General features: G+C 63.0%; 25 protein-coding genes. 9 read left to right on the top strand and 16 right to left on the bottom strand.

Translation table 11 applies throughout. The annotated features are described in order from the left end of the window. Positions 1-187: ribosome modulation factor (gene rmf / locus ACK6AU_RS24430; protein WP_409301901.1), on the top strand; the 187-nt coding region annotated here is incomplete at its 5' end. Between the two features lie 136 nt (positions 188-323). On the opposite strand, the gene ACK6AU_RS24425 is transcribed toward rmf, so the two are convergent. Next, complete coding sequence (locus ACK6AU_RS24425) at positions 324-1,343, bottom strand: quinone-dependent dihydroorotate dehydrogenase (RefSeq protein WP_185699580.1); 1,020 nt, start codon at positions 1,341-1,343, stop codon at positions 324-326. 247 nt (positions 1,344-1,590) lie between these two features. Between ACK6AU_RS24425 and ACK6AU_RS24420 the strand changes: the two genes are divergently transcribed. Together ACK6AU_RS24420 and ACK6AU_RS24415 are read left to right on the top strand one after the other, a co-directional pair. Next, positions 1,591-1,908, top strand: coding sequence for a hypothetical protein (locus ACK6AU_RS24420; protein WP_409301899.1), 318 nt, complete (start codon positions 1,591-1,593; stop codon positions 1,906-1,908). A 42-nt stretch (positions 1,909-1,950) separates the two neighbouring features. Further along, a complete protein-coding gene (locus ACK6AU_RS24415) occupies positions 1,951-2,184 on the top strand; it encodes a hypothetical protein (protein WP_409301897.1) in 234 nt (77 codons plus the stop codon). A 69-nt stretch (positions 2,185-2,253) separates the two neighbouring features. Here the strand turns inward: ACK6AU_RS24415 and ACK6AU_RS24410 are convergent, their stop codons facing one another. From ACK6AU_RS24410 to ppsA, 8 genes are all read right to left on the bottom strand, one after another. Continuing rightward, complete coding sequence (locus tag ACK6AU_RS24410; protein WP_185699577.1) at positions 2,254-3,234, bottom strand: OmpA family protein; 981 nt, start codon at positions 3,232-3,234, stop codon at positions 2,254-2,256. A gap of 107 nt (positions 3,235-3,341) precedes the next feature. Further along, the gene (gene sigX, locus ACK6AU_RS24405) at positions 3,342-3,932 is read right to left on the bottom strand and encodes an RNA polymerase sigma factor SigX (RefSeq protein ID WP_185699576.1); all 591 of its coding nucleotides are present in this window, start codon (positions 3,930-3,932) and stop codon (positions 3,342-3,344) included. A gap of 87 nt (positions 3,933-4,019) precedes the next feature. Then, a complete protein-coding gene (locus tag ACK6AU_RS24400) occupies positions 4,020-4,844 on the bottom strand; it encodes a mechanosensitive ion channel family protein (RefSeq protein ID WP_022643246.1) in 825 nt (274 codons plus the stop codon). A gap of 2 nt (positions 4,845-4,846) precedes the next feature. After that, entirely contained in the window at positions 4,847-5,092 is a 246-nt protein-coding gene (locus tag ACK6AU_RS24395; RefSeq protein WP_185699575.1) for a CrfX protein, read from the bottom strand. 63 nt (positions 5,093-5,155) lie between these two features. Continuing rightward, positions 5,156-6,151: a zinc transporter ZntB gene (locus ACK6AU_RS24390; protein WP_185699574.1), complete on the bottom strand. Its 996-nt coding sequence runs from the start codon at positions 6,149-6,151 to the stop codon at positions 5,156-5,158. A 25-nt stretch (positions 6,152-6,176) separates the two neighbouring features. Continuing rightward, a complete protein-coding gene (gene rraA, locus ACK6AU_RS24385; RefSeq protein WP_185699573.1) occupies positions 6,177-6,668 on the bottom strand; it encodes a ribonuclease E activity regulator RraA in 492 nt (163 codons plus the stop codon). Between the two features lie 255 nt (positions 6,669-6,923). After that, on the bottom strand, positions 6,924-7,913 hold the full coding sequence (locus tag ACK6AU_RS24380) for an alpha/beta fold hydrolase (protein ID WP_409301893.1): 990 nt from the start codon (positions 7,911-7,913) through the stop codon (positions 6,924-6,926). Positions 7,914-8,011: 98 nt separating this feature from the next. Next, the gene (gene ppsA / locus ACK6AU_RS24375; RefSeq protein WP_185699571.1) at positions 8,012-10,387 is read right to left on the bottom strand and encodes a phosphoenolpyruvate synthase; all 2,376 of its coding nucleotides are present in this window, start codon (positions 10,385-10,387) and stop codon (positions 8,012-8,014) included. Between the two features lie 175 nt (positions 10,388-10,562). On the opposite strand from ppsA, the gene ACK6AU_RS24370 reads away from it, so the two are divergent. Beyond that, entirely contained in the window at positions 10,563-11,381 is an 819-nt protein-coding gene (locus tag ACK6AU_RS24370) for a pyruvate, water dikinase regulatory protein (protein WP_022643241.1), read from the top strand. Between the two features lie 81 nt (positions 11,382-11,462). Here the strand turns inward: ACK6AU_RS24370 and prpD are convergent, their stop codons facing one another. The 6 genes from prpD to ACK6AU_RS24340 form a co-directional block, all read right to left on the bottom strand. Further along, positions 11,463-12,947, bottom strand: a complete 1,485-nt coding sequence (gene prpD, locus ACK6AU_RS24365; protein ID WP_409301890.1) for a 2-methylcitrate dehydratase — start codon at positions 12,945-12,947, stop codon at positions 11,463-11,465. A gap of 295 nt (positions 12,948-13,242) precedes the next feature. Beyond that, the gene (gene prpF, locus ACK6AU_RS24360) at positions 13,243-14,433 is read right to left on the bottom strand and encodes a 2-methylaconitate cis-trans isomerase PrpF (RefSeq protein ID WP_409301888.1); all 1,191 of its coding nucleotides are present in this window, start codon (positions 14,431-14,433) and stop codon (positions 13,243-13,245) included. Positions 14,434-14,494: 61 nt separating this feature from the next. Then, positions 14,495-17,107, bottom strand: a complete 2,613-nt coding sequence (acnD, locus tag ACK6AU_RS24355; protein ID WP_185699567.1) for a Fe/S-dependent 2-methylisocitrate dehydratase AcnD — start codon at positions 17,105-17,107, stop codon at positions 14,495-14,497. Between the two features lie 2 nt (positions 17,108-17,109). Next, positions 17,110-18,267: a 2-methylcitrate synthase gene (prpC, locus tag ACK6AU_RS24350; RefSeq protein WP_185699566.1), complete on the bottom strand. Its 1,158-nt coding sequence runs from the start codon at positions 18,265-18,267 to the stop codon at positions 17,110-17,112. An 82-nt stretch (positions 18,268-18,349) separates the two neighbouring features. Then, complete coding sequence (gene prpB, locus ACK6AU_RS24345) at positions 18,350-19,234, bottom strand: methylisocitrate lyase (RefSeq protein ID WP_409301885.1); 885 nt, start codon at positions 19,232-19,234, stop codon at positions 18,350-18,352. After that, positions 19,231-19,953 carry a GntR family transcriptional regulator gene (locus ACK6AU_RS24340; protein ID WP_185699564.1) on the bottom strand — a complete coding sequence of 241 codons (723 nt, stop codon included), beginning with the start codon at positions 19,951-19,953 and terminating at the stop codon, positions 19,231-19,233. Before ACK6AU_RS24340 ends, prpB begins: the two co-directional genes overlap by 4 nt. Positions 19,954-20,221: 268 nt before the next feature. Between ACK6AU_RS24340 and ACK6AU_RS24335 the strand changes: the two genes are divergently transcribed. The 4 genes from ACK6AU_RS24335 (at position 20,222) to pabB (ending at position 24,781) form a co-directional block, all read left to right on the top strand. Further along, positions 20,222-20,758, top strand: a complete 537-nt coding sequence (locus ACK6AU_RS24335; RefSeq protein ID WP_185699563.1) for an ATP-dependent zinc protease — start codon at positions 20,222-20,224, stop codon at positions 20,756-20,758. Between the two features lie 5 nt (positions 20,759-20,763). Further along, complete coding sequence (locus tag ACK6AU_RS24330; protein WP_185699562.1) at positions 20,764-22,296, top strand: inactive transglutaminase family protein; 1,533 nt, start codon at positions 20,764-20,766, stop codon at positions 22,294-22,296. Continuing rightward, complete coding sequence (locus ACK6AU_RS24325) at positions 22,296-23,282, top strand: alpha-L-glutamate ligase-like protein (RefSeq protein WP_185699561.1); 987 nt, start codon at positions 22,296-22,298, stop codon at positions 23,280-23,282. The genes ACK6AU_RS24330 and ACK6AU_RS24325 overlap by 1 nt, the downstream gene beginning before the upstream one ends. 155 nt (positions 23,283-23,437) lie before the next feature. Then, positions 23,438-24,781, top strand: a complete 1,344-nt coding sequence (pabB, locus tag ACK6AU_RS24320) for an aminodeoxychorismate synthase component I (protein ID WP_409301903.1) — start codon at positions 23,438-23,440, stop codon at positions 24,779-24,781. Between the two features lie 201 nt (positions 24,782-24,982). On the opposite strand, the gene thrH is transcribed toward pabB, so the two are convergent. After that, complete coding sequence (gene thrH / locus ACK6AU_RS24315; RefSeq protein ID WP_185699559.1) at positions 24,983-25,600, bottom strand: bifunctional phosphoserine phosphatase/homoserine phosphotransferase ThrH; 618 nt, start codon at positions 25,598-25,600, stop codon at positions 24,983-24,985. Between the two features lie 441 nt (positions 25,601-26,041). On the opposite strand from thrH, the gene ACK6AU_RS24310 reads away from it, so the two are divergent. Beyond that, on the top strand, positions 26,042-26,764 hold a 723-nt coding region (locus ACK6AU_RS24310), incomplete at its 3' end, for a phosphoadenylyl-sulfate reductase (RefSeq protein ID WP_409301882.1).

Here is a 26,764-nt window from a genome sequence, read left to right as displayed (position 1 = left end):
AAGAGCGTTTTTACGCGGATATCAGTATGGCGTTAATGGCAAGTCCCGTGAGCTTTGCCCATTTACTCTACCGTCAGTACGCCAAGCCTGGATCAACGGCTGGCGCGAAGGACGCGGCGACAACTGGGACGGTATGACAGGCACTGCGGGTATACACAGACTCAACGAACTTCGCGCTGTCGGCTGATCAGGGCACATTCCGACACCTAAAACTTGAATAGATGACGATTTAACCACGCGCGCCCCATCCGGGCGGCGGGCTTCGGCCCAGGGGCTCCTTCGAGGAGCCCTTTTTATTGCCGCCGCACTAGTCCGCCGATGCCTCAGCCCATGGCCGCGATGGCATCCACCGATTCGCGAATCAGCGCCGGCCCCCTGTAGATGAACCCCGAATACAACTGCACCAGGCTCGCGCCGGCGGCGATCTTCTCGGCCGCATGCTTGCCTTCGGTGATACCGCCCACCGCGATGATGGGCAGGCGACCGGCCAGCTCGGAAGCCAAGACCTTGACCGTATGGGTGCTCTTCTCCCGCACCGGCGCACCGGACAGGCCACCGGCCTCGTCGCCATGCTCCAGGCCTTCGACGCCTTCCCGGCTGAGGGTGGTGTTGGTGGCGATCACCGCATCCATGCCCGCCTCCAGCAGGGCTCGGGCCACTTCCACGGTTTCTTCATCGCTCATGTCCGGAGCGACCTTGATCGCCAGCGGCACGCGCTTGCCATGGATCGCGGTCAATTCCTCCTGGCGCCGGCCCAGGGCGGCCAGCAACTGCTTGAGGGACTCGCCGAACTGCAGGCTGCGCAGGCCCGGGGTATTGGGCGAACTGACGTTGACCGTGATGTAGCTGGCCCGAGAATAGACCTTGTCCAGGCAGATCAGGTAGTCGTCCACCGCCCGCTCCACCGGGGTATCGAAGTTCTTGCCGATATTGATCCCCAATACGCCCCGGTACTTGGCGGCGGCGACCCGCGCCAGCAGGTTATCGACCCCCAGGTTGTTGAAACCCATGCGGTTGATGATGCCCTCGGCCTCCGGCAGGCGGAAGATCCGTGGCTTGGGGTTGCCTGGCTGCGGACGTGGGGTGACGGTGCCGATCTCGACGAAACCGAAACCCAGCTGGGAGAAGCCATCGATGGCCGCGCCGTTCTTGTCCAGGCCGGCGGCCAGCCCCACCGGGTTGGCGAACTCCAGGCCCATGACCGTCACCGGCTTTGATGCCGGGGCCTTGCACAGCAAGCCGTTGAGACCCAGACGCCCGCCCGCGCCGATCAGGTCCAGAGACAGATCGTGGGAGGTTTCCGGAGAGAGTTTGAACAGCAGCTGGCGGGCCAGGGTATACATGGGCGCGATGGACTCGGTGGACAGCGAAATGGGGCGGCGATTATAGCCGGGCCCGGGGCCCGCAGGCGAGGCGCATCGGCAAATCCGACAGCGCTGGCATATGCCTTGCGCCTGCTGCTTCGCCATCCTCCCGGGCCAAGGCCAGGTCCTTCACGCAAGGTAGCCCCATGACTGAATACCTCCGCCCAGCGCTGGCCTGGGTCAACATTAGCGATGCTCCGGAGAAGCCCACGAAAAACTCAAGCTGGTGATGATCGACAATGGCATGGCCGAGGCCCGCTCTCTGGAGGAACTGCTCAAGCGCAGCGAGAAGCTCGACATCATCGCCTTCGATGCCGACTACAACCGTATCTCGCGGTCGCTGGTGCTGACCGGCGAACAGCAGTTCGAGGACATCACTCTCAGCGACCTTGGCCGGCCCCAGGAGCACGGCATCGAGGTGGGGTTGGTGAACGGCATGACCGTCGGCCTGGCCGGTGTCGCCAATTGCGCTATCTCCCTGAACTTGCGCGGCGTGACGTTATTCACCGCTCCTACCCAAGAGGACAGCCCGTTGGACTGGTAGGCGCTGGCCCAGGGCGGAAAGCCCCTGGTGACCTACATGGGAATGGCGAAACGGACAGAGATCGTCGAACAGTGGAGCGCCGCTGGCATGCCGGACCGGACGCCGATGACCATGATCGAGAACGCCCCGCTGCCACAGCGGCGGGAATGTCGCAGCGTGCAGGGGAATATGCGGCAGGATGTCCTGGGTTCCGGGCTCAAGAGCGCGACGATCCTGGTAATCGGCGAAATCGCGGCAACTGCCGGCGCCAGCACCACCCACCTGCTCCAGGCCTGAGGCCCAGGACAAAAATCCAGGCAAAGAAAAACCCGGCCTAGGCCGGGTTTTTCCAAGCTAACAGGCTAATTACTTAGCTTGAGCTTCTACCGAGGCTTCTACGCGACGGTTAACAGCACGACCAGCTTCAGTTGCGTTGTCGGCAACTGGACGGGACTCACCGTAACCAACGGACTGAACGCGCTCAGCGCCAACGCCGTACTGGTTAACCAGTACTTGCTTGACAGCGTTTGCACGACGCTCAGACAGCTTCTGGTTGTAAGCGTCAGGACCGACGGAGTCAGTGTGACCTTCAACAACGGTGGTGGTCTGTGGGTACTGCTTCATGAAGTCAGCCAGGTTCTTGATGTCAGCGTAGCTGTTAGGCTTGACGACCGACTTGTCGAAGTCGAACTTCACGTCCAGCTCAACACGTACGACTTCAGCAACTGGAGCTTCTGGAGCTGGCTCTGGAGCCGGAGCTGGAGCCACTGGAGCTGGCGCGACTTTACCGGCGTTGCCGCCGAAGTTCACACCCAGACCAACCAGGGCAGCGTAGTCCCACTTGCCGTTGTCCATGCCGTAGTCGGCTTCAACGCCAGCACGGGCGAACAGGTTGTCGGTGAAGTAGTACTTCACACCAGTACCGATGATGGCCTGGGTAGTCTTGTCGCGACCGCTGTGACCGTCAGCTTCTACGCTACTACGGCTCTGGTGACCGAAACCACCGGAAACGTATGGACGCAGGGAGTCCACGCCAGCTTGGCCGAAGTGGTAGGTGGCCAGCAGGCTGGTGGTGTCACCCTTGATCTTCTGGTTGCCGGTACCGTCGTTGGAACGGGTGTGGTTGGTCTTGTCGTAGTTCAGGTCCAACGACAGGTCGTCGGTCAAGAAGTAACCAATACGGGCGCCTGGGTTGAAGCCATCTTCGATGTGCTTAACGCTGTCGTTGTACTGTTTTTTGTAAAACAGTTCACCCTCGACCGCGCCTTGGCCTTGCGCCAGAACGCCGAACGAAGTCACGGCAACAATAGAACCAATGGCAATGCCCAAGGTGTTTTTCAGTTTCATCCGTTAAATCCCCATCTGGTGATTGTAAAGCAGTCCCACATACCGGGGGACAACTCGGCGGTAAGTCTATCAGAACTCACCTAGACGTAAGAGATATTTGCGCCGAACTAAGTTTCAGCAATGCCTGCAAATTTCTCACGCAATTTATCAAGAGCACGTTTGTAACGCATTTTTGTAGCACTCAAACCCATATGCATGATGTCTGCGATCTCCTGGAACTCCAGCTCTGCGACAAAACGCAGCACCAGAATTTCCCGATCAATCGGGTTCACATGCACCAACCAGCGGTCAAGTCCGCCCTTCTCCTCAGGTTTCGGCGCCTTCTCTTCAGACGCTTCCTCGAGGGGATCAAGACTCAAAGCATCCATCAACCGCCGCTTGCGTCGCTCCTTGCGATACTGCGTGATGCATTCGTTGTACGTGATGCTGTATAGCCAGGTCTTGAACTTCGATTTGCCCTCAAAGTTCTTAAGGCCATACAGCACCTTCAACATCACTTCCTGACAGACATCATCGGCATCCCGATCGTTCCCCAGATAACGCGCACAAACATTAAATAGGGTTCGCTGGTAACGCCGCATCAACTCTTCATAGGCGCGTGTTACGTGGAACAGCTCCGTATGTGACCGCGCAACCAACTCCTCATCAGAGAGCTCGCGGGGGTCATAGCGCATGGATAGCGGTTGGGTTTTATTCAAAACGAGTCGTGCCGACAGTCAGGTCAGTGTCCACCGCAGCCCCGGTGAGGGGCATTTTGCGGCGGCATACATTAGCAGGGTGCCGGGTTAGCGGCTACTTACATGCTGCTCCAGCAGGATCCGATTGGAGAGAGAGACTAGCTCACCCTCATCGGTCAGCAATGTAGTTTTAACCGTGCCAATCTCCTCGATCTGGCCTTCAACCTCGCCAACACGCACTTGTTGACCCACCTGGTACAACTCACGCACATAGATTCCCGCAAGAATCTGACCGGCAATTTCCCGGCTTCCCAATCCCATCGCCAGCGCAACTGCCAGACCAACGGTAATCAAAACGATCACGATCACGTGGTTGAGCAGGTCGGTCTTGACCTCCAACTGGCTGATCGCCACGGAAATACTGATGATGATCACCAATCCCTGAGCGATCCGCCCCACGCCGCTGGCGTATTCCAGCCCCACGCCTTCCGCCGCGCCCCGCACCAGCCCATTGGCCAGCTGCGCCAGCAGAACCCCCACCAACAGCACCAGCGCAGCGCCGAAAACCTTCGGCAAATACAACGCAAGCATGTCGAGCGTAGCCGAAACTCGCTCAAGGCCAAGGGATTCAGCAGCAGAAACCAGAAAAATAAGCAGGACGAACCAGTAGACGATCTTGCCGATCAGGGTCGAGATGGGGACTTGCAAGCCCGCACGAGACAGCAACTTGGTCAAGCCGGTGCCCCCCATGAGGCGATCCAGGCCCAGCTTGGCCAACAATTTGGAGAGCAGGGTATCGAGCAGCTTCGCCACCACGAAACCCAGCAACAGCACCACCAATGCGCCGAACAGGTTCGGAATGAAGTTCGCCACCTTGGTCCACAAGGCGGTCATCGCTGTGACGAGGCTCTGCGTCCAGAGATCAAGTTCCATATTCAATCAGCCTTATCAGCAGTGCGAGCAGTAGATTTAAGACGAGAAACCGGCGCGACATGGGCCGATCCGTTATTCAGGGCGATCATCAAGGCCGGCAACCAGCGGCCCAGCAGGCTGAACAGGTCACCTGCCCCCACTTGGCGGTTGGCGGTTTTCAATACGCGGCCCAGGCAGGCGTCGTCATCGCGGCTGGATGGCGACGCCTTGAGCATGTCACGCAGCGACTCTTCAAACGGATCGTGCATAAGCACCTCTGGTGATGTTTGAAAAAGACGCGATCAGATCTATTCGGGTCACACGAAGCCTCTTCATACCCAACGCAAACGCCGGAATAACCACCATTGGCCCAACGCCACCGCTACCAGCAACAAGCAGGCGATGATGAAGCCATAAGGACTGGCAGAAAATGGGATACCTCCGACGTTGATCCCCAGGAGACCGGTGAGAAAGCTCATCGGCAGAAAGATCCCGGTAATGATGCCGAAGCGGTACATGGTGCGATTCATGCGTACGCTCAAACGCCGATCCTCGGCCTCGAGCACAAGCCCCACGCGCTCCCTGGCCAGCTCCAGTTCCTCCAGGTAGCGGGTCAGGCTGTTGTGCAATTCATTCCAATAGTCACCATCGTCGGCCGCGAACCAGGGCAATTTTATCCGGCTCAACTGCGCGAAGATGTCCCGTTGCGGAGCCAGGAAGCGCTTCAACCCGGCAGCCCGACGACGAATCTGCAGAATGCTGCCGTGCTCGGGAGTGTACCGTTCGTCGGCATCCAGTTTTTCTTCTTCGTCATCGACCACTTCAGCGAGATCGCTGACCAGGTTCTGCACCTTATGGGTCAAGTATTCGGCCATGTAGAGCAGCAATTCGGCGGCGCTTTTCGGGCCATTGCCCTCGCTCAACTGCACCAATAGCTCGTCGGTGGCTCGTAAGGGACGCAAACGCAGCGAGATCACCCGCTGCGCGCTGGCGAAGATCCGCACCGAGACCATGTCTTCAGGCTCGGCTCCCGGATTGAGATTGATGCCACGCAAGAACAGCAGCAGCTCCGAATCAGGCAGCGCCAGCAGGCGTGGCCGGGTATTTTCTTCCAGCAGCAAGTCGCAACTGAACTCGCTCAAGCCGCTGGAGCGACGCAACCAGGTCTGGGTCTGCGGATGGCTGCGATCCCAATGCAACCACAGGCTCTCATGGGCCTGCAGTTGCAAGTCGTCGAGCTCAGTCCGGGCAATCGAACGCGCACCGCCTTGACCATCCAGTACCAGGGCATGCACCAGCCCCCACTGCGCGTTTTCTTCCTCGAACATCCTCACCCCTTGTCTGGACGCTTGGTCATTCAGGCATTTTCAGCGGGCTAGGCGAAACGATCACGCCATTGTTGTCGGCGTAAACATATTCACCCGGACGGAAGGTCACCCCGGCAAAGGTCACGGCCACATTGAGGTCGCCGATACCGCGCTTGTCGGTCTTCATCGGATGGCTGGCCAGGGCCTGGACGCCAAGGTCAGTCTGGGCGATGACATCCACGTCGCGGATGCAACCGTAGACCACCAGGCCTTCCCAGCCATTCCTGGCTGCCTTCTCGGCCAGCATGTCCCCCAACAGGGCGCGTCGCAAGGAACCGCCACCGTCGACCACCAGCACCTTGCCATGCCCCTTGAGCTCGACTTGCTCCTTGACCAGCGAGTTGTCTTCGAAACACTTGATGGTGACGATTTCACCACCGAAGGAATCGCGCCCGCCAAAGTTGCTGAACATGGGCTCGACCACCTGCACCAGGTCCGGGTAGGCGTCGCACAGATCGGGAGTTAGGTAATGGTTCATCGAGAAGCTCCTGTAGCAGAAAGAACACGATCGACGGTGTCGGCCGTTCCGGGGCCAGCCATGAAAATACGGGCCCAATCGGCAGCTGTTTAGCCTACTGCACTCGGGCTGCCCACCAATCTGGCGGGCATTTTTGCAAGACTGCCGGCAGAACGGAAAGCCGACTCAATAACTGAATGTGACCAAAACAGCTCAGCGCGTCATATCTTAGCCGCAAGCGCCATCGAGCGAAATGACCTTGTCAGAGCCTCTGCATCAAGCCGTCGCCATCTGCTCGGTGGCGCAAACCAGCAACGGCGCCTGCTGATCCCTGAGCCAGCGAGCCACCATCGGCCAGACCTCGGCCTGCGCCGGCTTGCTCACCAGCATCTCGACATGGCCGAAATTACCGCTGAAACCCTGTTCACGCCCCAGGCAGACGAATTGCTTGTGCTCGCTGCCCAGTTGATCGAACAGCTTGCGGCACGCCCAAGTCGGATCCTGGTGGTCGCCAGCGGCGCTGACCGCCAGGGCCGGCACGCCGACCTCCGTCAGGCCGGCCCACCAATCCTTGTCGGCATCACCGAAACGCCCGAACAGCCCATGCCAGCGCATGCTCTCCAGGGCCAGGCCAATGGGCTCGTCCTCCGGGCCACGCTTGAGCCGGGAACCGGACAATTGGGCAAACCGCTTGATGAACAGGCGCCCGCTCCACTCCACCAAGGGAATCTTCAAGGGCCAGTAGATACGGCTGACCTGGGTGCCGAAGAACGCCGCCGAGGCCACCCCCGCGTCGCCCAAATACTGGCCGCCCAGCGCCGCGGCCAAGGTGGTGCCACCCAGGGAATGGCCGATCCAGTGGGGAACCTGCCCACTGAGTTCACGAACGAAGGCCGCGATGGCCGGCAGGTCGTAGCGCGCGTAGTCCGCCACCCGGTTGTTGCGGTACTGGGCATTGCGGCGCGACAGGCCATGGCCGCGCATTTCCGGGATCCACACATCGAAACCGGCCCGTGCCAGGTAGGCCCCGAGGCCAACGCCCTTGGGCGAGTACCAGAAGCGCCGGTTGGAAAAGCTGCCGTGCAACAGGACCACGGGCACGCCTTGGGCTTCAGGTGCATCGGCCAGCCCCAGGCGCGTCACGGCCAGCTCCACCGAAGGATCGGGGCTGTTGCCGGGTTTCAAGCGATAGACATCTTCGCTGAGGTCGCCTCGACGCTCGGCGCTGATCAAGGCGACAGGAAATAGGTTGCTGCTGCTTTGCATATTCTTTCTTGCACAAAAAAGGGCGGCATCCGGAAGAGGCGCGCCCTGCTTGAATCTGCAAGGCCCGGCCAGTCGCTGGCCGGGCCTGCACTCACCGATTATGCGGCGCCCTGGCCCTCGGCCAGGAAGAACCAGGTCTCGAGTACCGAGTCCGGGTTCAGCGAAACGCTTTCGATGCCCTGCTCCATCAGCCACTTGGCCAGGTCAGGGTGGTCCGAAGGGCCCTGGCCGCAGATACCGATGTACTTGCCAGCCTTGTTGCAGGCCGCAATGGCGTTGGCCAGCAGTTTCTTGACCGCCGGATTACGCTCGTCGAACAGGTGGGCGATGATGCCGGAGTCACGGTCCAGGCCCAGGGTCAGCTGGGTCAGGTCGTTGGAGCCGATGGAGAAACCATCGAAGTACTCCAGGAACTCCTCGGCCAGGATCGCGTTGGACGGCAGTTCGCACATCATGATCACGCGCAGGCCATTCTCGCCCCGCTTGAGACCGTTTTCCGCGAGCAGATCAACCACTTGGCTGGCTTCGCCGAGGGTCCGCACGAAGGGCACCATGATCTCGACGTTGGTCAGGCCCATCTCGTTGCGCACGCGCTTGAGGGCACGGCACTCGAGCTCGAAGCAATCGCGGAAGGATTCGCTGATGTAGCGCGACGCCCCGCGGAAGCCCAGCATCGGGTTTTCTTCTTCCGGCTCGTAGAGCTTGCCGCCGATCAGGTTGGCGTATTCGTTGGACTTGAAGTCCGACAGGCGCACGATGACCTTCTTTGGGGTGAATGCCGCGGCCAGGGTGCTGATGCCCTCGACCAGCTTGTCGACGTAGAAGTCCACCGGATCGTGGTAGCCGGCGACACGCTTGTCGACGCTGTCCTTGATGTCCTGTGGCAGGCCCGCGTAGTTCAGCAGCGCCTTGGGGTGCACGCCGATCATGCGGTTGATGATGAATTCCAGGCGGGCCAGGCCCACACCGGCGTTCGGCAGCTGGGCGAAGTCGAAGGCGCGGTCCGGGTTGCCGACGTTCATCATGATCTTGAACGGCAGCTCCGGCATGGCGTCCACGGAGTTCTGCTTGACGTCGAAGCCCAGCTCGCCCTCGAAGATCAAGCCGGTGTCGCCTTCGGCGCAGGATACGGTCACGCCCTGGCCATCCTTGAGCAGCTCGGTAGCGTTGCCGCAGCCCACTACCGCCGGAATGCCCAGTTCACGGGCGATGATCGCCGCATGGCAGGTACGGCCGCCGCGATTGGTGACGATGGCGCTGGCGCGCTTCATCACCGGCTCCCAATCCGGGTCGGTCATGTCGGAAACCAGCACGTCGCCGGCCTGGACCTTGTCCATCTCCGACACGTCCTTGATGATCCGCACCTTGCCGGCGCCGATGCGCTGGCCGATGGCACGGCCTTCCACCAGGACAGTGCCTTTTTCCTTGAGCAGGTAGCGCTCCATCACGTTGGCCTGGGTACGGCTCTTCACGGTTTCCGGGCGGGCCTGCACGATGTACAGCTTGCCGTCGTCACCGTCCTTGGCCCATTCGATGTCCATCGGGCACTGGTAGTGCTTCTCGATGATCATCGCCTGCTTGGCCAGCTCGCTGACCTCGGCGTCGGTCAGGCAGAAACGTGCGCGATCGGCCTTGTCCACGTCCACGGTCTTCACCGAGCGACCGGCCTTGGCTTCGTCGCCGTAGATCATCTTGATCGCCTTGCTGCCCAGGTTGCGACGCAGGATCGCGGGACGGCCGGCGGCCAGGGTGTTCTTGTGGACGTAGAACTCGTCAGGGTTGACGGCGCCCTGCACCACGGTTTCGCCCAGGCCGTAGGCGCCGGTGATGAACACCACGTCACGGAAGCCCGACTCGGTGTCCAGGGTGAACATCACCCCGGCGGTACCGGTTTCCGAACGGACCATGCGCTGCACACCGGCGGACAGGGCCACCAGCTTGTGGTCGAAGCCCTGGTGCACGCGATAGGAAATGGCGCGGTCGTTGAACAACGAGGCGAACACTTCCTTGGCGGCGCGGATCACGTTGTCCACGCCACGGATGTTGAGGAAGGTCTCTTGCTGGCCGGCGAAGGAGGCATCCGGCAGGTCTTCGGCGGTAGCCGAGGAGCGCACGGCCACGGCCATCTCGGGGTTACCCGCCGACAGCGCGGCGAAGGCCTTGCGGATTTCCGCGTCGAGGCGCTCGGGGAACTCGGCGTCCATGATCCATTGGCGGATCTGTGCGCCGGTCTTGGCCAGGGCATTCACGTCATCGACATCCAGCGCGTCGAGCGCGGCATGGATCTGGTCGTTCAGACCGCTCAGCTCGAGAAAATCCCGATATGCCTGGGCGGTCGTGGCGAAGCCACCCGGGACCGAGACGCCGGCACCCGCGAGGTTACTGATCATCTCGCCCAGGGATGCGTTCTTGCCCCCCACATGCTCAACATCGTGTTTGCCGAGCTTATCGAGGGAAACTACGTACTCTACCAAGGTGATCTCTCCACTAACTGTGTTGGAAAAGCTCAGAAACGGGCTGCTTCAGGGGTGCATCTGCCCGTCATATGGCCTGGACCTGGAAAATAAGTGAGAATGCGGGCCATTCCCGGCCGACAAATCGCGCCTATCATATCCAAGAATCGTCACTAGCTTAAGGCCCAAGCCGCAAATGAAACGATCTGCCTTCTTCATCTCCGACGGTACCGGTATCACAGCGGAAACCCTCGGCCAGAGCCTTCTGGCGCAGTTCGAGAACATTACGTTCAGCAAATTCACGCGGCCGTATATCGACAGCATGGAAAAAGCGCGGGCCATGGTACAGCAAATCAATATAGCCGCCGAAAAAGACGGGTATCGACCGATCATTTTCGACACTATCGTCAACCAGGACATCCGTGAGATCCTCGCCACGTCCAATGGTTTCATGATCGATATCTTCTCCACCTTCCTCGCCCCCCTGGAACAGGAGCTGAGCGAGCATTCCTCCTACTCCGTGGGCAAATCCCACTCCATCGGCCACAACTCCAACTACATGGAGCGGATCGAGGCGGTGAACTTCGCCCTGGACAACGACGACGGCGCCCGCACCCACTACTACGACAAGGCCGACCTGATCCTGGTGGGCGTGTCACGCTGCGGCAAGACCCCGACCTGCCTGTACATGGCCATGCAGTTCGGCATCCGCGCGGCCAACTACCCGCTCACCGAAGAAGACATGGAGCGCCTGCAACTGCCCAACGCGCTGCGCCCGCACAAGCACAAGCTGTTCGGCCTGACCATCGACCCCGACCGCCTCACCGCGATCCGCAACGAGCGCAAGCCCAACAGCCGCTATTCCAGCTTCGCCCAGTGCGAATTCGAGGTGCGGGAAGTCGAGAACCTGCTGCGCCGGGAAAACATCCCGCACATCAACTCCACGCACTTCTCCGTCGAGGAAATCTCGGCCAAGATCCTCGTGGAAAAAGGCGTCGAACGCCGTTTCAAGTAAAGCCGTCCCCCATTCCCAGGGCCTTTGCGGCCACGGCGTCCATCGGCAGGCAGCGCACCCGGCGCTGCCTGCATCGCGGTTTCAAATCACCAGCAGATCGACGAAGCGCTGCACCGGCGTGGCCGACAACCGTGCCGGGTCCTTGCACAACTCGAAGATCTGCGCCGAGCGCTGGGCGCTGAAGCGCGTCGCCAGGTTGGCCTTGAACTTGTCCTCCAGCAACGGGATGCCCTCGGCCCGCCGCCGGCGGTGGCCAATGGGGTATTCCACCGCCACCTGCTCGGTGCAGCTGCCATCGGCGAAGAACACCTGCACCGCGTTGGCGATCGAGCGCTTGTCGGCCTCCAGGTATTCCCGGGTGTAGCGCGGGTCCTCGACGATCTGCATCTTGTCGCGCAACTGGTCGATGATCGGGTGCGCCGCGTGGAAATCATCCTCGTAGTGCTCGGCCACCAGGGTGCCGAACGCCAGGGGTACGGCGGTCATGTACTGCAGGCAGTGGTCGCGATCGGCGGCATTGGCCAGCGGCCCGACCTTGGAAATGATGCGGATCGCCGACTCATGGGTGGTGATGACGATCCGCTCGATCTCCTGCAACCGATCGCGCACCAGCGGGTGCAGGGCCACCGCCGCTTCGCAGGCGGTTTGCGCATGGAACTCGGCCGGGAAGCTGATCTTGAACAGGATGTTTTCCATCACGTAGCTGGCGTACCCCTGGGGCAGGCTGAAGCGCCGCAGGTCCTCAGGCTTGAGCGAAAGGTCCTTGTTGGCATGGCTGAACAGCACATCGTAGAAGCCCCACTGCGGCGCGCTGAGCACTCCGGGAATGCCCATTTCACCGCGCAGGGCCATGTCCGCCAGGCGCACCCCGCGGCTCGAGGCATCCCCCGCCGCCCAGGACTTGCGCGACCCGGCATTGGGCGCATGGCGATAGGTGCGCAGCGCCTGGCCGTCGACAAAGGCATGGGACAGCGCGGCCAGCAGTTGCTCGCGATTGGCCCCCATCAAGCGAGCGCAAACGGCCGTGGAGGCGACCTTCACCAGCAGCACATGGTCGAGCCCGACACGGTTGAAGGAGTTGTCCAGGGCCAGCACACCCTGGATCTCGTGGGCCATGACCATCGCCCGCAGCACATCGCCCATGCTCAGCGGCGCCTCGCCGTTGGCCAAACGCTTCTGCGAAAGGTGGTCGGCCACGGCCAGGATGCCGCCGAGGTTGTCCGACGGGTGCCCCCACTCCGCCGCCAGCCAGGTGTCGTTGTAATCGAGCCAGCGCACGATGCAGCCGATATCCCAGGCGGCCTTCACCGGGTCCAGGCGATAGCTGGTACCCGGCACGCGGGCGCCATGGGGCACCACGGTGCCCTCGACGAGCGGCCCCAGGTGCTTGGTGCATTCAGGAAAACGCAATGCCAGCAGGCCGCAGCCCAGGGTATCCATCAGGCAATGGCGGGCGGTATCGAGGGCTAGGGGGGAGTCGACGCGATACTCCAGGACATAATCGGCGATGTCCTGCAAAACCGGGTCGTAATCGGGACGGTCGTTCAGATCAACGTTGGCGCTCATGGATCGTGCACTCCAATGACGGGGTTATGGGTAGGTCGATTCCTCAGGCTGCAGGTTCAGGTCAATGACGGCATCGCAGGTCTGCGTCTGCTCGATGATTCGATAACGGCATCGGTGGCGAGGGAGCGGGCTCCCTCGCCACCGCCGGTCCTTAACAGACCGTTGAAAAATGTAGGCGAGGCAGCCAGCGCAAGGCAAAAACAGGCGAAAAAGCGCAGTTTACGAGTGGTAAATGAGCATTTTGAGCCTGTTTTTAACGCAGCGATGGCAACGCAGCTAGTTTTTCAACGGCCTGTTAGAAGGTGTCGCCAGGCACTCTCACCCAGCCTTCCATCAGTACTCGCGCACTGCGGCTCATGATCGCCTTGACCACGCTCCACTCGCCGGCCTCGAGGGTTGCCTCGGCGCCTACGCGCAAGGTGCCCGAAGGATGGCCGAAACGCACGGCGCTACGCTCGCCGCCACCGGCCGCGAGGTTGACCAGGGTCCCGGGGATCGCCGCCGCCGTGCCGATGGCCACCGCCGCGGTGCCCATCATCGCGTGGTGCAGCTTGCCCATGGACATGGCGCGCACCAGCAGGTCGACATCCGCCGCCTTGATCGCCTTGCCACTGGAGGCCTGGTAGTCAGCCGGTGGAGCGACGAAGGCCACTTTCGGCGTGTGCTGGCGCTGCGCGGCTTCGTCCAGGTGCTTGATCAGGCCCATGCGCAAGGCGCCGTGGGCACGGATGGTCTCGAACATCGCCAGGGCCTTGGGGTCGCCGTTGATCACGCCCTGCAGCTCGGTACCGCGATAACCGATGTCCGCCGCATTGACGAAGATGGTGGGGATCCCGGCATTGATCAGGGTCGCCTTGAGGGTGCCGACCCCGGGCACTTCCAGGTCGTCCACCAGGTTGCCGGTGGGGAACATCGAACCGCCGGCGCCCTCCTCCTCGGCCGCCGGATCGAGGAACTCCAACTGCACTTCCGCCGCCGGGAAGGTCACGCCGTCCAGCTCGAAGTCGCCGGTCTCCTGGACCGCGCCATCGGTGATCGGCACATGGGCGATGATGGTCTTGCCGATGTTGGCCTGCCAGATGCGCACCACCGCCACACCGTTGTGGGGAATGCGCGCCGGGTCCACCAGGCCGCTGCTGATGGCGAAGGAGCCCACCGCCGCCGACAGGTTGCCGCAGTTGCCGCTCCAGTCGACGAAAGGCTTGTCGATGGCGACCTGGCCGAACAGGTAGTCGACGTCGTGATCAGGCTTGATGCTCTTGGACAGGATCACCGTCTTGCTGGTGCTGGAGGTGGCGCCGCCCATGCCGTCGATCTGCTTGTCGTAGGGATCGGGGCTGCCGATCACCCGCAGCAGCAAGGCATCGCGGGCCGCGCCGGGTAGCTGCGCAGCCTCGGGCAGGTCTTGCAGGTTGAAGAACACACCCTTGCTGGTGCCGCCACGCATGTAGGTGGCCGGAATCTTGATTTGCGCTACAAATGCCATGGATTTCAGGTCCTGATAAAGACCGGGGGCGGCGCCTTGCGGCCCGCCCCCGGTACGTCGCTTAACTGGCTGTGGCCGATTCCAGGAAGTCCTGGGCAAAACGCTGCAGCACACCGCCGGCCTCGTAGATCGACACCTCCTCGGCGGTATCGAGGCGACAGGTCACCGGCACCTCGAGCCGCTCGCCATTGCGGCGGTGGATCACCAGGGTCAACTGCGCCCGGGGAGTGCGCTGGCCGATCACGTCATAGGTCTCGGTGCCGTCGATGCCCAGGGTCTTGCGGTCGGTGCCCGGCAGGAACTGCAGCGGCAGCACGCCCATGCCCACCAGGTTGGTGCGGTGGATGCGCTCGAAGCCCTCGGCGACGATCGCCTCGACGCCTGCCAGGCGCACGCCCTTGGCCGCCCAGTCGCGGGACGAACCCTGGCCGTAGTCGGCACCGGCGATGATGATCAGCGGCTGCTTGCGCTCCATGTAGGTCTCGATGGCTTCCCACATCCGCGTGACCTTGCCTTCGGGCTCGACACGGGCCAAAGACCCCTTCTTCACCTGGCCATCGACCACCGCCATCTCGTTCACCAATTGCGGGTTGGCGAAGGTCGCGCGCTGGGCGGTCAGGTGGTCGCCACGGTGGGTGGCGTAGGAGTTGAAGTCCTCCTCCGGCAGGCCCATCTTCGCCAGGTACTCGCCGGCCGCGGAGTCCGCCAGGATGGCGTTGGACGGCGACAGGTGGTCGGTGGTGATGTTGTCCGGCAACACCGCCAGCGGGCGCATGCCCTTGAGCGTGCGCTCCCCGGCCAGCGCGCCTTCCCAGTACGGCGGACGACGGATGTAGGTGCTCATCGGGCGCCAGTCGTACAGCGGGCTCTCGGCCTCCTTGACGGTGCCGAGGTCGAACATCGGGATGTAGATCTGGCGGAACTGCTCGGGCTTCACCGAGGCGGCGACGATGGCGTCGATCTCCTCGTCGCTCGGCCACAGGTCCTTCAGGGTCACCGGGTTGCCGGCCTGGTCATGGCCCAGCACGTCCTGCTCGATGTCGAAGCGCACGGTACCGGCGATCGCATAGGCCACCACCAGCGGCGGCGAGGCGAGGAACGCCTGCTTGGCGTAGGGGTGGATACGGCCGTCGAAGTTGCGGTTGCCCGACAGCACCGCGGTGGCATACAGGTCGCGATCGATGATTTCCTGCTGGATGACCGGGTCCAGGGCGCCGGACATGCCGTTGCAGGTGGTGCAGGCGTAAGCGACGATGCCGAAGCCGAGCTTCTCCAGCTCCGGCAGCAGGCCGGCCTCTTCCAGGTACAACTTGGCGACCTTCGAACCCGGCGCGAAGGACGTCTTGACCCAAGGCTGGCGCACCAGGCCCAGGGCGTTGGCCTTCTTCGCCACCAGACCGGCAGCCACCACGTTGCGCGGGTTGGAGGTGTTGGTGCAGCTGGTGATCGCCGCGATGATCACCGCGCCATCGGGCATCAGGCCCTCGGCTTGCTCGACCTTGCCGGCGGCAAGCTTGGTTTCGTCGGCGATACCCCGCTCGGCCAGGGCCGAGGTCGGCAGGCGCCGGTGCGGGTTGGACGGACCGGCCATGTTGCGCACCACGGTGGACAGGTCGAACGTCAGCACCCGCTCGTATTCCGCAGTGACCAGGGCATCGGCCCACAGGCCGGTGGTCTTGGCGTAGTTCTCCACCAGGGCCACCTGCTCCGGCTCGCGACCGGTGAGCTTGAGGTAGTCGATAGTCTGCTGGTCGATGTAGAACATCGCCGCGGTGGCGCCGTACTCCGGGCACATGTTGGAGATGGTCGCGCGGTCGCCGATGGACAGGCTGTCGGCCCCTTCGCCGAAGAACTCGACGTAGGCACCCACCACCTTTTCCTTGCGCAGGAACTCGGTCAGGGCCAGGACGATGTCGGTGGCGGTGATGCCGGGCTGGCGCTTGCCGGTGAGCTTGACGCCGACGATGTCGGGCAGGCGCATCATCGACGCGCGGCCGAGCATCACGGTCTCCGCCTCCAGGCCGCCGACACCGATGGCGATGACGCCCAGCGCATCGACGTGGGGGGTATGGCTGTCGGTGCCGACGCAGGTGTCGGGGAAGGCCACGCCGCCGCGCGCCTGGATCACCGGGCTCATTTTCTCCAGGTTGATCTGGTGCATGATGCCGTTGCCGGCGGGGATCACATCGACGTTCTTGAACGCGGTCTTGGTCCACTCGATGAAGTGGAAGCGGTCCTCGTTGCGGCGCTCCTCGACGGCGCGGTTCTTCTCGAAGGCGTCCGGGTCGAAGCCGCCGAACTCCACGGCCAGGGAGTGGTCGACGATCAGTTGGGTCGGCACCACCGGGTTGACCAGGGCCGGGTCGCCCCCCTGGTCGGCGATCGCATCGCGCAGGCCGGCCAGGTCCACCAGCGCGGTCTGGCCGAGGATGTCGTGGCAGACCACGCGGGCCGGGTACCAGGGGAAGTCGAGGTCGCGCTTGCGCTCGATCAGTTGCTTCAGCGAGTCGGTGAGCTGCGCCGGGTCGCATCGGCGCACCAGTTGTTCGGCCAGCACCCGGGAGGTGTACGGCAGGCCGGCGTAGGCACCCGGAGCGATGGCATCCACCGCCTCGCGGGTGTCGAAGTAGTCCAGCGCCGTACCCGGCAGGTTCTTGCGGTATTGGCTGTTCATGATTACTTGCGGTCCTTCAGGGGCACGAACTTCAGGTCTTCCGGGCCAACGTAGTTGGCGCTCGGGCGGATGATCTTGCCGTCGATGCGTTGCTCGATGACGTGGGAAGACCAGCCGGAAGTGCGGGCGATCACGAACAGCGGGGTGAACATGGCGGTGGGCACGCCCATCATGTGGTAGCTGACGGCGCTGAACCAATCGAGGTTGGGGAACATCTTCTTGATTTCCCACATGGTCGATTCCAGGCGCTCGGCGATATCGAACATCTTGCTGTTGCTCTGCTCGGCGGACAGCTCGCGGGCCACTTCCTTGATTACCTTGTTGCGCGGGTCGGACACGGTGTAGACCGGATGGCCGAAGCCGATCACCACTTCCTTTTTCTCGACGCGGGCGCGGATGTCGGCTTCTGCTTCGTCCGGGTTGTCGTAGCGCTTCTGGATCTCGAAGGCCACCTCGTTGGCACCACCATGCTTGGGACCGCGCAGCGCACCGATGGCCCCGGCGATGCAGGAGAACATGTCGGAACCGGTACCGGCGATCACTCGCGAGGTGAAGGTAGAAGCGTTGAATTCGTGCTCGGCATAGAGGATCAGCGAGGTGTGCATGGCGCGCACCCACGACTCGCGCGGCTTCTCGCCGTGCAGCAGGTGCAGGAAGTGGCCGCCGATGGAATCGTCGTCGGTCTCCACGTCGATGCGCTTGCCGTTGTGGCTGAAGTGGTACCAGTAGAGCAACGCGGAACCGAGGCTCGCCATCAGCTTGTCGGCGATGTCCCGGGCGCCCGGATGGTTGTGGTCGTCCTTCTCCGGCGACAGGCAACCCAGCACGGAAACGGCGGTGCGCATCACGTCCATCGGGTGGGCGGACGGCGGCAGTTGCTCCAGTGCCAGCTTGACCCCGGCCGGCAGGCCGCGCAGGGCCTTGAGCTTGGCCTTGTAGCCCGTCAGCTCGGCGACGTTCGGCAGCTTGCCATGGACCAGCAGGTGGGCGATTTCCTCGAACTCGCAGGAGGTGGCGAAGTCGAGGATGTCATAGCCGCGGTAGTGCAGGTCGTTGCCGGTACGGCCGACGGTGCACAGGGCCGTGTTGCCGGCGGCGGTACCGCTCAGGGCCACGGATTTCTTCGGTTTGAAGGCGGTGGTGGTTTCGCTGGGGCTCATCGCGTGAATCTCCTCATTTTTATCCGGTTGCTTGCGTCTTGTTATATCCGCAGGCCGCTCCCGGGGAGCGGCCCGGGTCCGGTCATTTCTTGGCAGCGAACAGGGCGTCGAGCTTCTGCTCGAAGGCGTGGTAGCCGATGCGGTCGTACAGTTCGGCGCGAGTCTGCATCAGGTCGATGACTTCTTTTTGATGGCCGTCGCGGCGAATGGCGGTGTAGACCGCCTCGGCCGCCTTGTTGGCGGCGCGGAAGGCCGACAGCGGATAGAGCTGGATGGCGACGCCCACCGAGGCCAGCTCATCGCGGGAGAACAGCGGGGTGGCGCCGAACTCGGTGATGTTGGCCAGTACGGGCACGTCGAGGGCGTCGACGAAGCGCTTGTAGGTCGGCAAGTCGTAGGCGGCCTCGGCGAAGATGCCGTCGGCACCCGCCTCCACATAGCACTGGCAGCGCTCGATGGCGGCGTCCACGCCCTCGGCCTGGATGGCGTCGGTCCGGGCGATCAGGAAGAAGCTCGGGTCGGTCTTGGCATCGGCGGCGGCACGCACGCGGTCAGCCATTTCCTCGGTGGAGACGATTTCCTTGCCCGGACGGTGGCCGCACCGCTTGGCGCCTACCTGGTCCTCGATGTGGGCGGCGGCGGCGCCGGCCTTGATCAGGTTCTTGACGGTACGCTCGATGTTGAAGGCACTGGGGCCGAAACCGGTGTCGATGTCCACCAGCAACGGCAGGTCGCAGACGTCGGTGATGCGGCGCACGTCGGTGAGCACGTCGTCCAGGGTGTTGATGCCCAGGTCCGGCAGGCCCAGGGAGCCGGCGGCGACACCGCCACCGGAGAGGTAGATGGCCTTGAAGCCGGCGCGCTTGGCCAGCAGTGCATGGTTGGCATTGATCGCGCCAATGACCTGCAGCGGATGTTCTTCGGCAATGGCGTCGCGGAAGCGCTGGCCGGCGGTTTTCTGACTCATGACTCACCTCGTGTCTTGGACGGGTTGACGAGCGCTTCCTGGTAATGGCGCTCGATATTGCGCTTGGAGGCACCGATATGACGGCGCATCAGCAACTCGGCCAGTTCGCCGTCTCGGTCGGCGATGGCATCGAGAATTCGGTGGTGTTCGGCGAAAGCCTGGCGCGGCCGGTTCGGCACGCTGGAGAACTGCAGGCGATACATGCGCACCAGTTGGTAGAGCTCGCCGCAAAGCATCTTGGTCAGGGTCTGGTTGCCCGCACCCTGGATGATCCGGTAGTGGAAGTCGAAGTCCCCTTCCTGCTGGTAGTAGCCGACCCCGGCCTGGAACGCCGCATCGCGCTCGTGGGTCTCCAGCACCCGGCGCAGTTCGTCGATCTCGGCCACGCTCATGCGCTCGGCCGCCAGGCGGCAGGCCATGCCTTCCAGGGACTCGCGGATTTCGTAGAGTTCGATCAGCTCGGCATGGCTCAGGGAAACCACCCGGGCGCCGACATGGGGCACGCGCACCAGCAGGCGCTGGCCCTCCAGGCGATGGATGGCCTCGCGCAGCGGGCCACGGCTGATGCCGTAGGTGCGGGCCAGCTCGGGCTCGGAGATCTTGCTGCCCGGGGCGATCTCGCCCTTGACGATGGCCGCCTGGATACGCCGGAAGACGTTTTCGGAGAGGGTCTCGGAGTCGTCCTGGGCCGGCGTCGAAGGTTCCAGTTGATCCAACATATTGTCGACACCTTTAAAATCAATGAGGCAAAAATTAGCCAATAGCCCCATCGCAGTCAAAGGAAAAATAGATATTGTCGACAATCGTCTAAGGACTCATGACTTTCCAAACGAGACAAATGGCCCGCCCCGGACGCTGGCGCCAACAAACCAGCATGCTAGAATGCCGCCCGCATTGGCCTGTCAGCTTTTTATGCCACGCACACGAGGGAGCTTGCGCAGCAATGCCGGTCGCCTTGAACTGAAGAACCCACGACCACCAGGATCTATGACTCTCAAGGCCCTTCTCCCCCTGCTCTGCCTATTCTTCCTGCCTGGCACCGGCATCGCCGCCGGCAAGACCGTCTACGGCTTGAATGAATATGCCCAACTGGCGGGCATCGACCTGGAGGTCGCCGCCAAGCTCGACACCGGGGCCAAGACCGCTTCGCTGAGCGCCCGCGACATCAAGCGCTTCAAGCGCAATGGCGAGTCCTGGGTACGCTTCTACCTGGCTATCGACACCGCCCACTCCCACCCCATCGAACGCCCCCTGGCCCGGGTCAGCAAGATCAAGCGCCGCGCTGGCGACTACGACCCCGATGAGGACAAAAACTACACCGCGCGCCCGGTGATCGCCCTGCAAGTCTGCATGGGCAGCGCCTTGCGCAGCATCGAAGTGAACTTGACCGACCGTAGTGCATTCCAATACCCGCTTTTGATCGGTTCCGAAGCCCTCAAGCGTTTCGATGCGCTGGTCGACCCCAGTCTTAAATACGCTGCTGGCAAACCTGCCTGCGCCACCGCCGCTCTTACCGCAGAGTAATTCCAATGCGCTCTCTTACCCTTCATCTGAAAGTCCTGATCGCCGTGCTGGTGGTGCTGGGCATTTCGATCACGGCCTACCAGATCTTCGTGCTCGGCATTCCGGTGACCGAAGACGCCACCGACGACTTGTGGAACATCGACGCCAAGGTCGAGTTCGTCGCCAACGGCAAGGACCCGATCAAGATCCAGATGTTCGTGCCGCCCCTGAGCCGTGACTATGTGAGCCTCAACGAGAGCTTCATCTCCAACAACTATGGGGTGGCGGTGAACCGCGTCGACGGCAACCGCAAGGTCACCTGGTCGGCACGTCGGGCCAAGGGCAACCAGACCCTGTACTACCGCCTGGTCCTGACCAAGCGCTACAGCGCCGAGAAAGCCAAGGTCAAGGGTCCGACCTTCCGCGACAGCATGGCCATCGAAGGGCCGGAGAAGATCGCCGCCGACGCCTTGCTGGCACCGATCCGCCAGCACTCGGCGGACGTCGAGACCTTCATCAGCGAAGCCATCAAGCGGGTCAACAACGCCAACGACGACAACGCCAAGCTGCTGCTGGCCGGCGATCCATCCAGTGCCAACAAGGCCAAGATCGTCGAGCTGCTGCTGTCCATCGCCCACGTGCCGGCCGAGAAGGTCCACACCATCCGCCTGGTGGCCGACCAGCCGCAGACCCCGGAGCTGTGGCTGCGCAGCTTCAACGGCACCGACTGGCTGTACTTCAACCCCGAGACCGGCGAGCAGGGCCTGCCCAGCGATCGCCTGCTGTGGTGGACCGGCGACGACAACCTGATCACCGTCGATGGCGGCAAGAAGGCCAACGTCACCTTCAGCATGAACAACAGCGAGATGAACGCCATCCGCCTGGCCAAGCTGACCGACGAGAACACCGACGCCAACTTCCTCGAATATTCGCTCTACGGCCTGCCGCTGCAGACCCAGCAGACCTTCATGATCATGGTGATGATCCCCATCGGCGTGCTGGTGATCCTGGTGCTGCGCAACCTGATCGGCCTGCAGACCCTGGGCACCTTCACCCCGGTGCTGATCGCCCTGGCCTTTCGCGAGACCCAGCTGGGCTTCGGCATCGCGCTGTTCACCGTGATCACCGCCCTGGGCCTGTCGCTGCGCTCCTACCTGGAGCACCTGAAGCTGCAAATGCTGCCGCGGCTGTCGGTGGTGCTGACCTTCGTCGTGGTGCTGATCGCCGCCATCAGCCTGTTCAGCCACAAGCTGGGCCTGGAGCGTGGCTTGTCGGTGGCGCTGTTCCCGATGGTAATCCTGACCATGACCATCGAGCGCCTGTCCATCACCTGGGAAGAGCGTGGCGGCGGCCATGCGATGAAAGTCGCGATCGGCACCCTGTTCGCCGCCTCCCTGGCGCACCTGCTCATGAGCGTGCCGGAGCTGACGTACTTCGTCTTCACCTTCCCGGCGATGCTGCTGATCCTGGTGGGCTTCATGCTGGCCATGGGTCGCTACCGCGGCTACCGGCTGACGGAGCTGGTGCGGTTCAAAGCCTTCGTCAAGGCTGACTCCTGATGTTCGGCCTGTGGAAGACCTGGAAGGCCCTGGAAGCGCGCGGGATCATGGGCATCAACCGGCGTAACGCCGACTACGTGCTCAAGTACAACAAGCGCAGCCTGTACCCCATCGTCGATGACAAGATCATCACCAAGGAGCGGGCGCTCAAGGCCGGCATCCACGTGCCGGAGCTGTACGGGGTGATCTCCACCGAGAAGGAAATCGACAAGCTCGACGAGATCCTCAAAGGGCGCAACGACTTCGTCATCAAGCCGGCCCAGGGCGCCGGCGGCGATGGCATCCTGGTGATCGCCGATCGCTTCGAGGGTCGCTATCGCACGGTCTCCGGGAAGATCATCAGCCATGAGGAAATCGAGCATCAGATCTCCAGCATCCTCACCGGCCTGTACTCCCTGGGCGGCCACCGCGACCGTGCGCTGATCGAGTACCGGGTGACCCCGGACCAGATCTTCAAGAGCATCAGCTACGAAGGCGTGCCGGACATCCGCATCATCGTGCTCATGGGCTACCCGGTGATGGCCATGCTGCGCTTGCCGACCCGCCAGTCCGGCGGCAAGGCCAACCTGCACCAGGGCGCCATCGGCGTCGGGGTCGACCTGGCTACCGGCCTGACCCTGCGCGGCACCTGGCTGAACAACATCATCACCAAGCACCCGGACACCACCAACGCGGTGGACGGCGTGCAGCTGCCCTACTGGGACGGCTTCATGAAGCTGGCGGCCGGTTGCTACGAACTGTGCGGCCTGGGCTACATCGGCGTGGACATGGTGCTGGACCAGGACAAGGGGCCATTGATCCTCGAGCTCAACGCCCGCCCGGGCCTGAACATCCAGATCGCCAACGACTGTGGCCTGACCCAGCGCACCCACGCCATCGAAGCCCACCTGGAACAGCTCAAGGCCCAGGGCATCGAGGAAAGCGTCGAGGAACGGGTGCGCTTCGCCCAGCAGTTGTTCGGCCATATCCCCACCGTGGAAAGCTGATCGCCACGGCTGCCAGAAGGTCCTGGCGCAGCCGGTGGCCATGGCCAATGCAAGCGGTACGTCGCAAACCACGCCATTGCCGACCTCCCCCCTAGGAGCAAATCCCCGGGGGGACTACAATCGCCAGCCGCGCCCCGATGGCTGATCTGCCCCGCATGTTGACCTGTTCCGTACACCCGCTCCCCTATCGCGACAATCCCGCCGATTATTTCGCGGCAATCGAACACGCCCCCGGCGCCGTGCTGCTCGATAGCGGCCGCCCCAGCGCCGATCGCGGCCGCTACGACCTGCTCAGCGCCTGGCCCCTGGCGCAACTGACGGTGGCCGCCGAGGAAAGCGGCGGCGCATTCCTGCAACGCCTGCGGGACAACCTCGCGCAACTGGGCCCGGCACGGATTCCCGCCCCCTACGACCTGCCGTTCGCCGGCGGACTGATCGGCTACCTGAGCTATGACTTCGGCCGGCACCTGGAACGCCTGCCCAGCCAGGCCCGGGACGACCTGCAACTGCCCGACGCGCGCCTGGGCCTGTATGCCTGGGCGCTGGTCAACGATCACCAGGCCGGCACCAGCCAGCTGGTGTTCCATCCGGCCCTGGAGCAAGACGAACGCCAGCGCCTGGTGCACCTGTTCGAACAGCCACTGCCGGCGCCAAGCGGCTGGTTCAAGCTGGAGGGGCCGATGCAGGCCGACCTTGGCGCCGATGACTATCGCCAGGCATTCCAGCGCATCCAGCATTACATCCAGGCCGGCGACTGCTACCAGGTGAACTTCGCCCAGCGCTTTCGCGGCCAGTACCAGGGCGATCCATGGGTGGCCTACCGGGCCCTGCGCGCCGCCTGCCCGACTCCATTCTCCGGTTTCCAGCGCCTGGCCGACGGCGCAGCGGTACTCAGCCTGTCGCCCGAGCGCTTCATCCACATCAGCCAGGGCCGGGTGGAAACCCGGCCGATCAAGGGCACCCGCCCCCGCGGCCGGGATGCCGCCGAGGACGCGGCCAGCGCCGCCGAGCTGCTGACCAGCGCCAAGGACCGGGCGGAAAACCTGATGATCGTCGACCTGCTGCGCAACGACCTGGGCCGCAGCTGCCGCATCGGCTCAGTGCAGGTACCGGAGCTGTTCAGCCTGGAGAGCTACCCCAACGTCCACCACCTGGTGAGCAGCGTCACCGGCGAACTGGCGGACGACAAGGATGCCCTGGACCTGATCGCCGGCAGCTTCCCCGGCGGCTCGATCACCGGCGCGCCGAAGATCCGCGCGATGCAGATCATCGACGAGCTCGAACCTACGCGCCGGGCGCTGTATTGCGGCTCGCTGCTGTACCTGGACGTGCGCGGGGAGATGGACAGCTCCATCGCCATCCGCAGCCTGCTGGCCAAGGACGGGCAGATCAGTTGCTGGGGCGGCGGCGGAATCGTGGCCGACTCGGACTGGCAGGCCGAATACCAGGAGTCGATCACCAAGGTGCGGGTGCTGCTGGACACCTTGCAACAGCTCTGACGAAAGTCGCGGCTACATACAGCATCTGTAGCCGCTGCTGAGCTTGCGAAGCTGCGCCAAGGCCCGCAGGGCCTTCCAACGATGGCGGCTACCCGATCTCGCGGCCGCTGCGCGCCCGTGCGCAGCCTGCGGCAGCGGCTACACGAAGCCTGATCCCGTACGCTCCAGCCAGCGCGATTGCCACCGCACGCAGCCTGGTCGTTACAGGCTCAGGCTACGCTTGGAAGCCTTGAGGAACTCCTGCTTGAGCTCGGCGAAGCTGTGCACCGCCGGGAACTGCGGGAACTCGCGGATCACGTTGTCCGGCGCGTGGAACAGGATGCCGGCATCCGCCTCGCCGAGCATGGTGGTGTCGTTGTAGGAGTCGCCGGCGGCGATCACCCGGTAGTACAGGCTCTTGAAGGCCAGCACCGACTGGCGCTTGGGGTCTTTCTGGCGTAGCTGGTAGCCGGTGACGCGGCCGCTGTCATCGGTGACCAGGCGGTGGCACAACAGGGTCGGGAAGCCCAACTGGCGCATCAGCGGCTGGGAGAACTCATAGAAAGTGTCGGAGAGGATCACCACCTGGAAGCGCTCGCGCAGCCAGTTGACGAACTCCACCGCGCCGTCCAGCGGCTTGAGGGTGGCGATCACTTCCTGGATGTCCGAAAGCTTCAGGCCGTGCTCATCGAGAATGCGCAGGCGCTGCTTCATCAGCACGTCGTAGTCGGGAATATCCCGGGTGGTGGCCTTGAGGGATTCAATCCCGGTTTTTTCGGCGAAGGCGATCCAGATTTCCGGGACCAGCACACCTTCCAGATCGAGACAGGCGATTTCCACGAGACACTCCCATTGGTTCTGATTATTGGTATTGAGCGAGCAAAAGGACGGCCGAACTATAGGGTCTGTTGCCGTTTCGGCGCAAACCGCGTTGCCGCGTCAAATGGCGCCAGACTAGGCGTAGGACGTAGGCAATGGTCGCTCCCTTGCCAAGTCCTGCAACGACGCATGGCGCCATTTGACGCGCAACCCGAAGGGACGGGCCGGTTTTAGCGCGGCGCGTCGTTACTCGACGGCTCATTTGGAATGCCAAACCTCGCGTCTCGTGCCTAGCTCCGCGCTAAAACTGGCTCCGGCGCGGTCGCGGCGAAATGGCAACAGACCCTAGCGACTCGCCCCCATGGGCGCAACGCAGACGAACGCGCCAGGCCCCGGGGGATTTTGCTAAGATCGCCCTCCTATAGAGCGCATAGCGCCACCGACCTGTAGGAAACCGCCCTGATGACCCCATCGTTCGACGTCGCTGAACTCGCCGCGACCTATGCCAACAAATCCGCCCAGGACATCCTCAAGCTGGCCTTTTCCCAGTTCGGCGATGACCTGTGGATCTCCTTCAGCGGCGCCGAGGATGTGGTGCTGGTGGACATGGCCTGGAAGCTGAACAAGAACGTCAAGGTCTTCAGTCTCGACACCGGGCGCCTGCACCCGGAGACCTACCGCTTCATCGACCAGGTGCGCGAACACTACAAGATCGACATCGAGCTGATCTCGCCGGACCACAGCAAGCTCGAACCCTTCGTCAAGGAAAAGGGCCTGTTCAGTTTCTACAAGGATGGCCATGGCGAATGCTGCGGCATCCGCAAGATCGAGCCCCTGCGACGCAAGCTGTCCACCGTCAGCGCCTGGGCCACCGGCCAGCGCCGCGACCAGAGCCCGGGCACCCGCAGCCAAGTGGCGGTCCTGGAGATCGACAGCGCCTTCTCCACCCCGGAGCGCACGCTGTACAAGTTCAACCCGCTGGCACAGATGAGCAGCGAGGAGATCTGGGGCTACATCCGCATGCTCGAACTGCCGTACAACAGCCTGCATGAGCGCGGCTTCATCAGCATCGGCTGCGAGCCCTGCACCCGCCCGGTCCTGCCCAACCAGCACGAACGCGAAGGTCGCTGGTGGTGGGAAGAAGCCACCCAGAAGGAATGCGGCCTGCACGCCGGCAACCTCATC

Origin of the sequence: Pseudomonas sp. KCJK8993, from assembly GCF_046230915.1 — a bacterium.
Classification (GTDB): Bacteria; Pseudomonadota; Gammaproteobacteria; order Pseudomonadales; family Pseudomonadaceae; genus Aquipseudomonas; species Aquipseudomonas piscis.
This window is presented reverse-complemented; position numbering and strand designations above follow the sequence as displayed.

What these genes read in the sequence shown, in the direction of transcription:
- rraA (WP_185699573.1), bottom strand. Translation starts at nt 6,668, where the DNA reads ATGAACCATTACCTAACTCCCGATCTGTGCGACGCCTACCCGGACCTG.
- ACK6AU_RS24335 (WP_185699563.1), top strand. Translation starts at nt 20,222, where the DNA reads ATGACTCTCAAGGCCCTTCTCCCCCTGCTCTGCCTATTCTTCCTGCCT.
- prpB (WP_409301885.1), bottom strand. Translation starts at nt 19,234, where the DNA reads ATGAGTCAGAAAACCGCCGGCCAGCGCTTCCGCGACGCCATTGCCGAA.
- ACK6AU_RS24370 (WP_022643241.1), top strand. Translation starts at nt 10,563, where the DNA reads ATGAAACGATCTGCCTTCTTCATCTCCGACGGTACCGGTATCACAGCG.
- prpC (WP_185699566.1), bottom strand. Translation starts at nt 18,267, where the DNA reads ATGAGCCCCAGCGAAACCACCACCGCCTTCAAACCGAAGAAATCCGTG.
- ACK6AU_RS24415 (WP_409301897.1), top strand. Translation starts at nt 1,951, where the DNA reads ATGGCGAAACGGACAGAGATCGTCGAACAGTGGAGCGCCGCTGGCATG.
- ACK6AU_RS24395 (WP_185699575.1), bottom strand. Translation starts at nt 5,092, where the DNA reads ATGCACGATCCGTTTGAAGAGTCGCTGCGTGACATGCTCAAGGCGTCG.
- ACK6AU_RS24390 (WP_185699574.1), bottom strand. Translation starts at nt 6,151, where the DNA reads ATGTTCGAGGAAGAAAACGCGCAGTGGGGGCTGGTGCATGCCCTGGTA.
- pabB (WP_409301903.1), top strand. Translation starts at nt 23,438, where the DNA reads ATGTTGACCTGTTCCGTACACCCGCTCCCCTATCGCGACAATCCCGCC.
- ACK6AU_RS24400 (WP_022643246.1), bottom strand. Translation starts at nt 4,844, where the DNA reads ATGGAACTTGATCTCTGGACGCAGAGCCTCGTCACAGCGATGACCGCC.
- ACK6AU_RS24340 (WP_185699564.1), bottom strand. Translation starts at nt 19,953, where the DNA reads ATGTTGGATCAACTGGAACCTTCGACGCCGGCCCAGGACGACTCCGAG.
- ACK6AU_RS24330 (WP_185699562.1), top strand. Translation starts at nt 20,764, where the DNA reads ATGCGCTCTCTTACCCTTCATCTGAAAGTCCTGATCGCCGTGCTGGTG.
- ACK6AU_RS24410 (WP_185699577.1), bottom strand. Translation starts at nt 3,234, where the DNA reads ATGAAACTGAAAAACACCTTGGGCATTGCCATTGGTTCTATTGTTGCC.
- prpF (WP_409301888.1), bottom strand. Translation starts at nt 14,433, where the DNA reads ATGGCATTTGTAGCGCAAATCAAGATTCCGGCCACCTACATGCGTGGC.
- prpD (WP_409301890.1), bottom strand. Translation starts at nt 12,947, where the DNA reads ATGAGCGCCAACGTTGATCTGAACGACCGTCCCGATTACGACCCGGTT.
- acnD (WP_185699567.1), bottom strand. Translation starts at nt 17,107, where the DNA reads ATGAACAGCCAATACCGCAAGAACCTGCCGGGTACGGCGCTGGACTAC.
- ACK6AU_RS24325 (WP_185699561.1), top strand. Translation starts at nt 22,296, where the DNA reads ATGTTCGGCCTGTGGAAGACCTGGAAGGCCCTGGAAGCGCGCGGGATC.
- ACK6AU_RS24380 (WP_409301893.1), bottom strand. Translation starts at nt 7,913, where the DNA reads ATGCAAAGCAGCAGCAACCTATTTCCTGTCGCCTTGATCAGCGCCGAG.
- ACK6AU_RS24425 (WP_185699580.1), bottom strand. Translation starts at nt 1,343, where the DNA reads ATGTATACCCTGGCCCGCCAGCTGCTGTTCAAACTCTCTCCGGAAACC.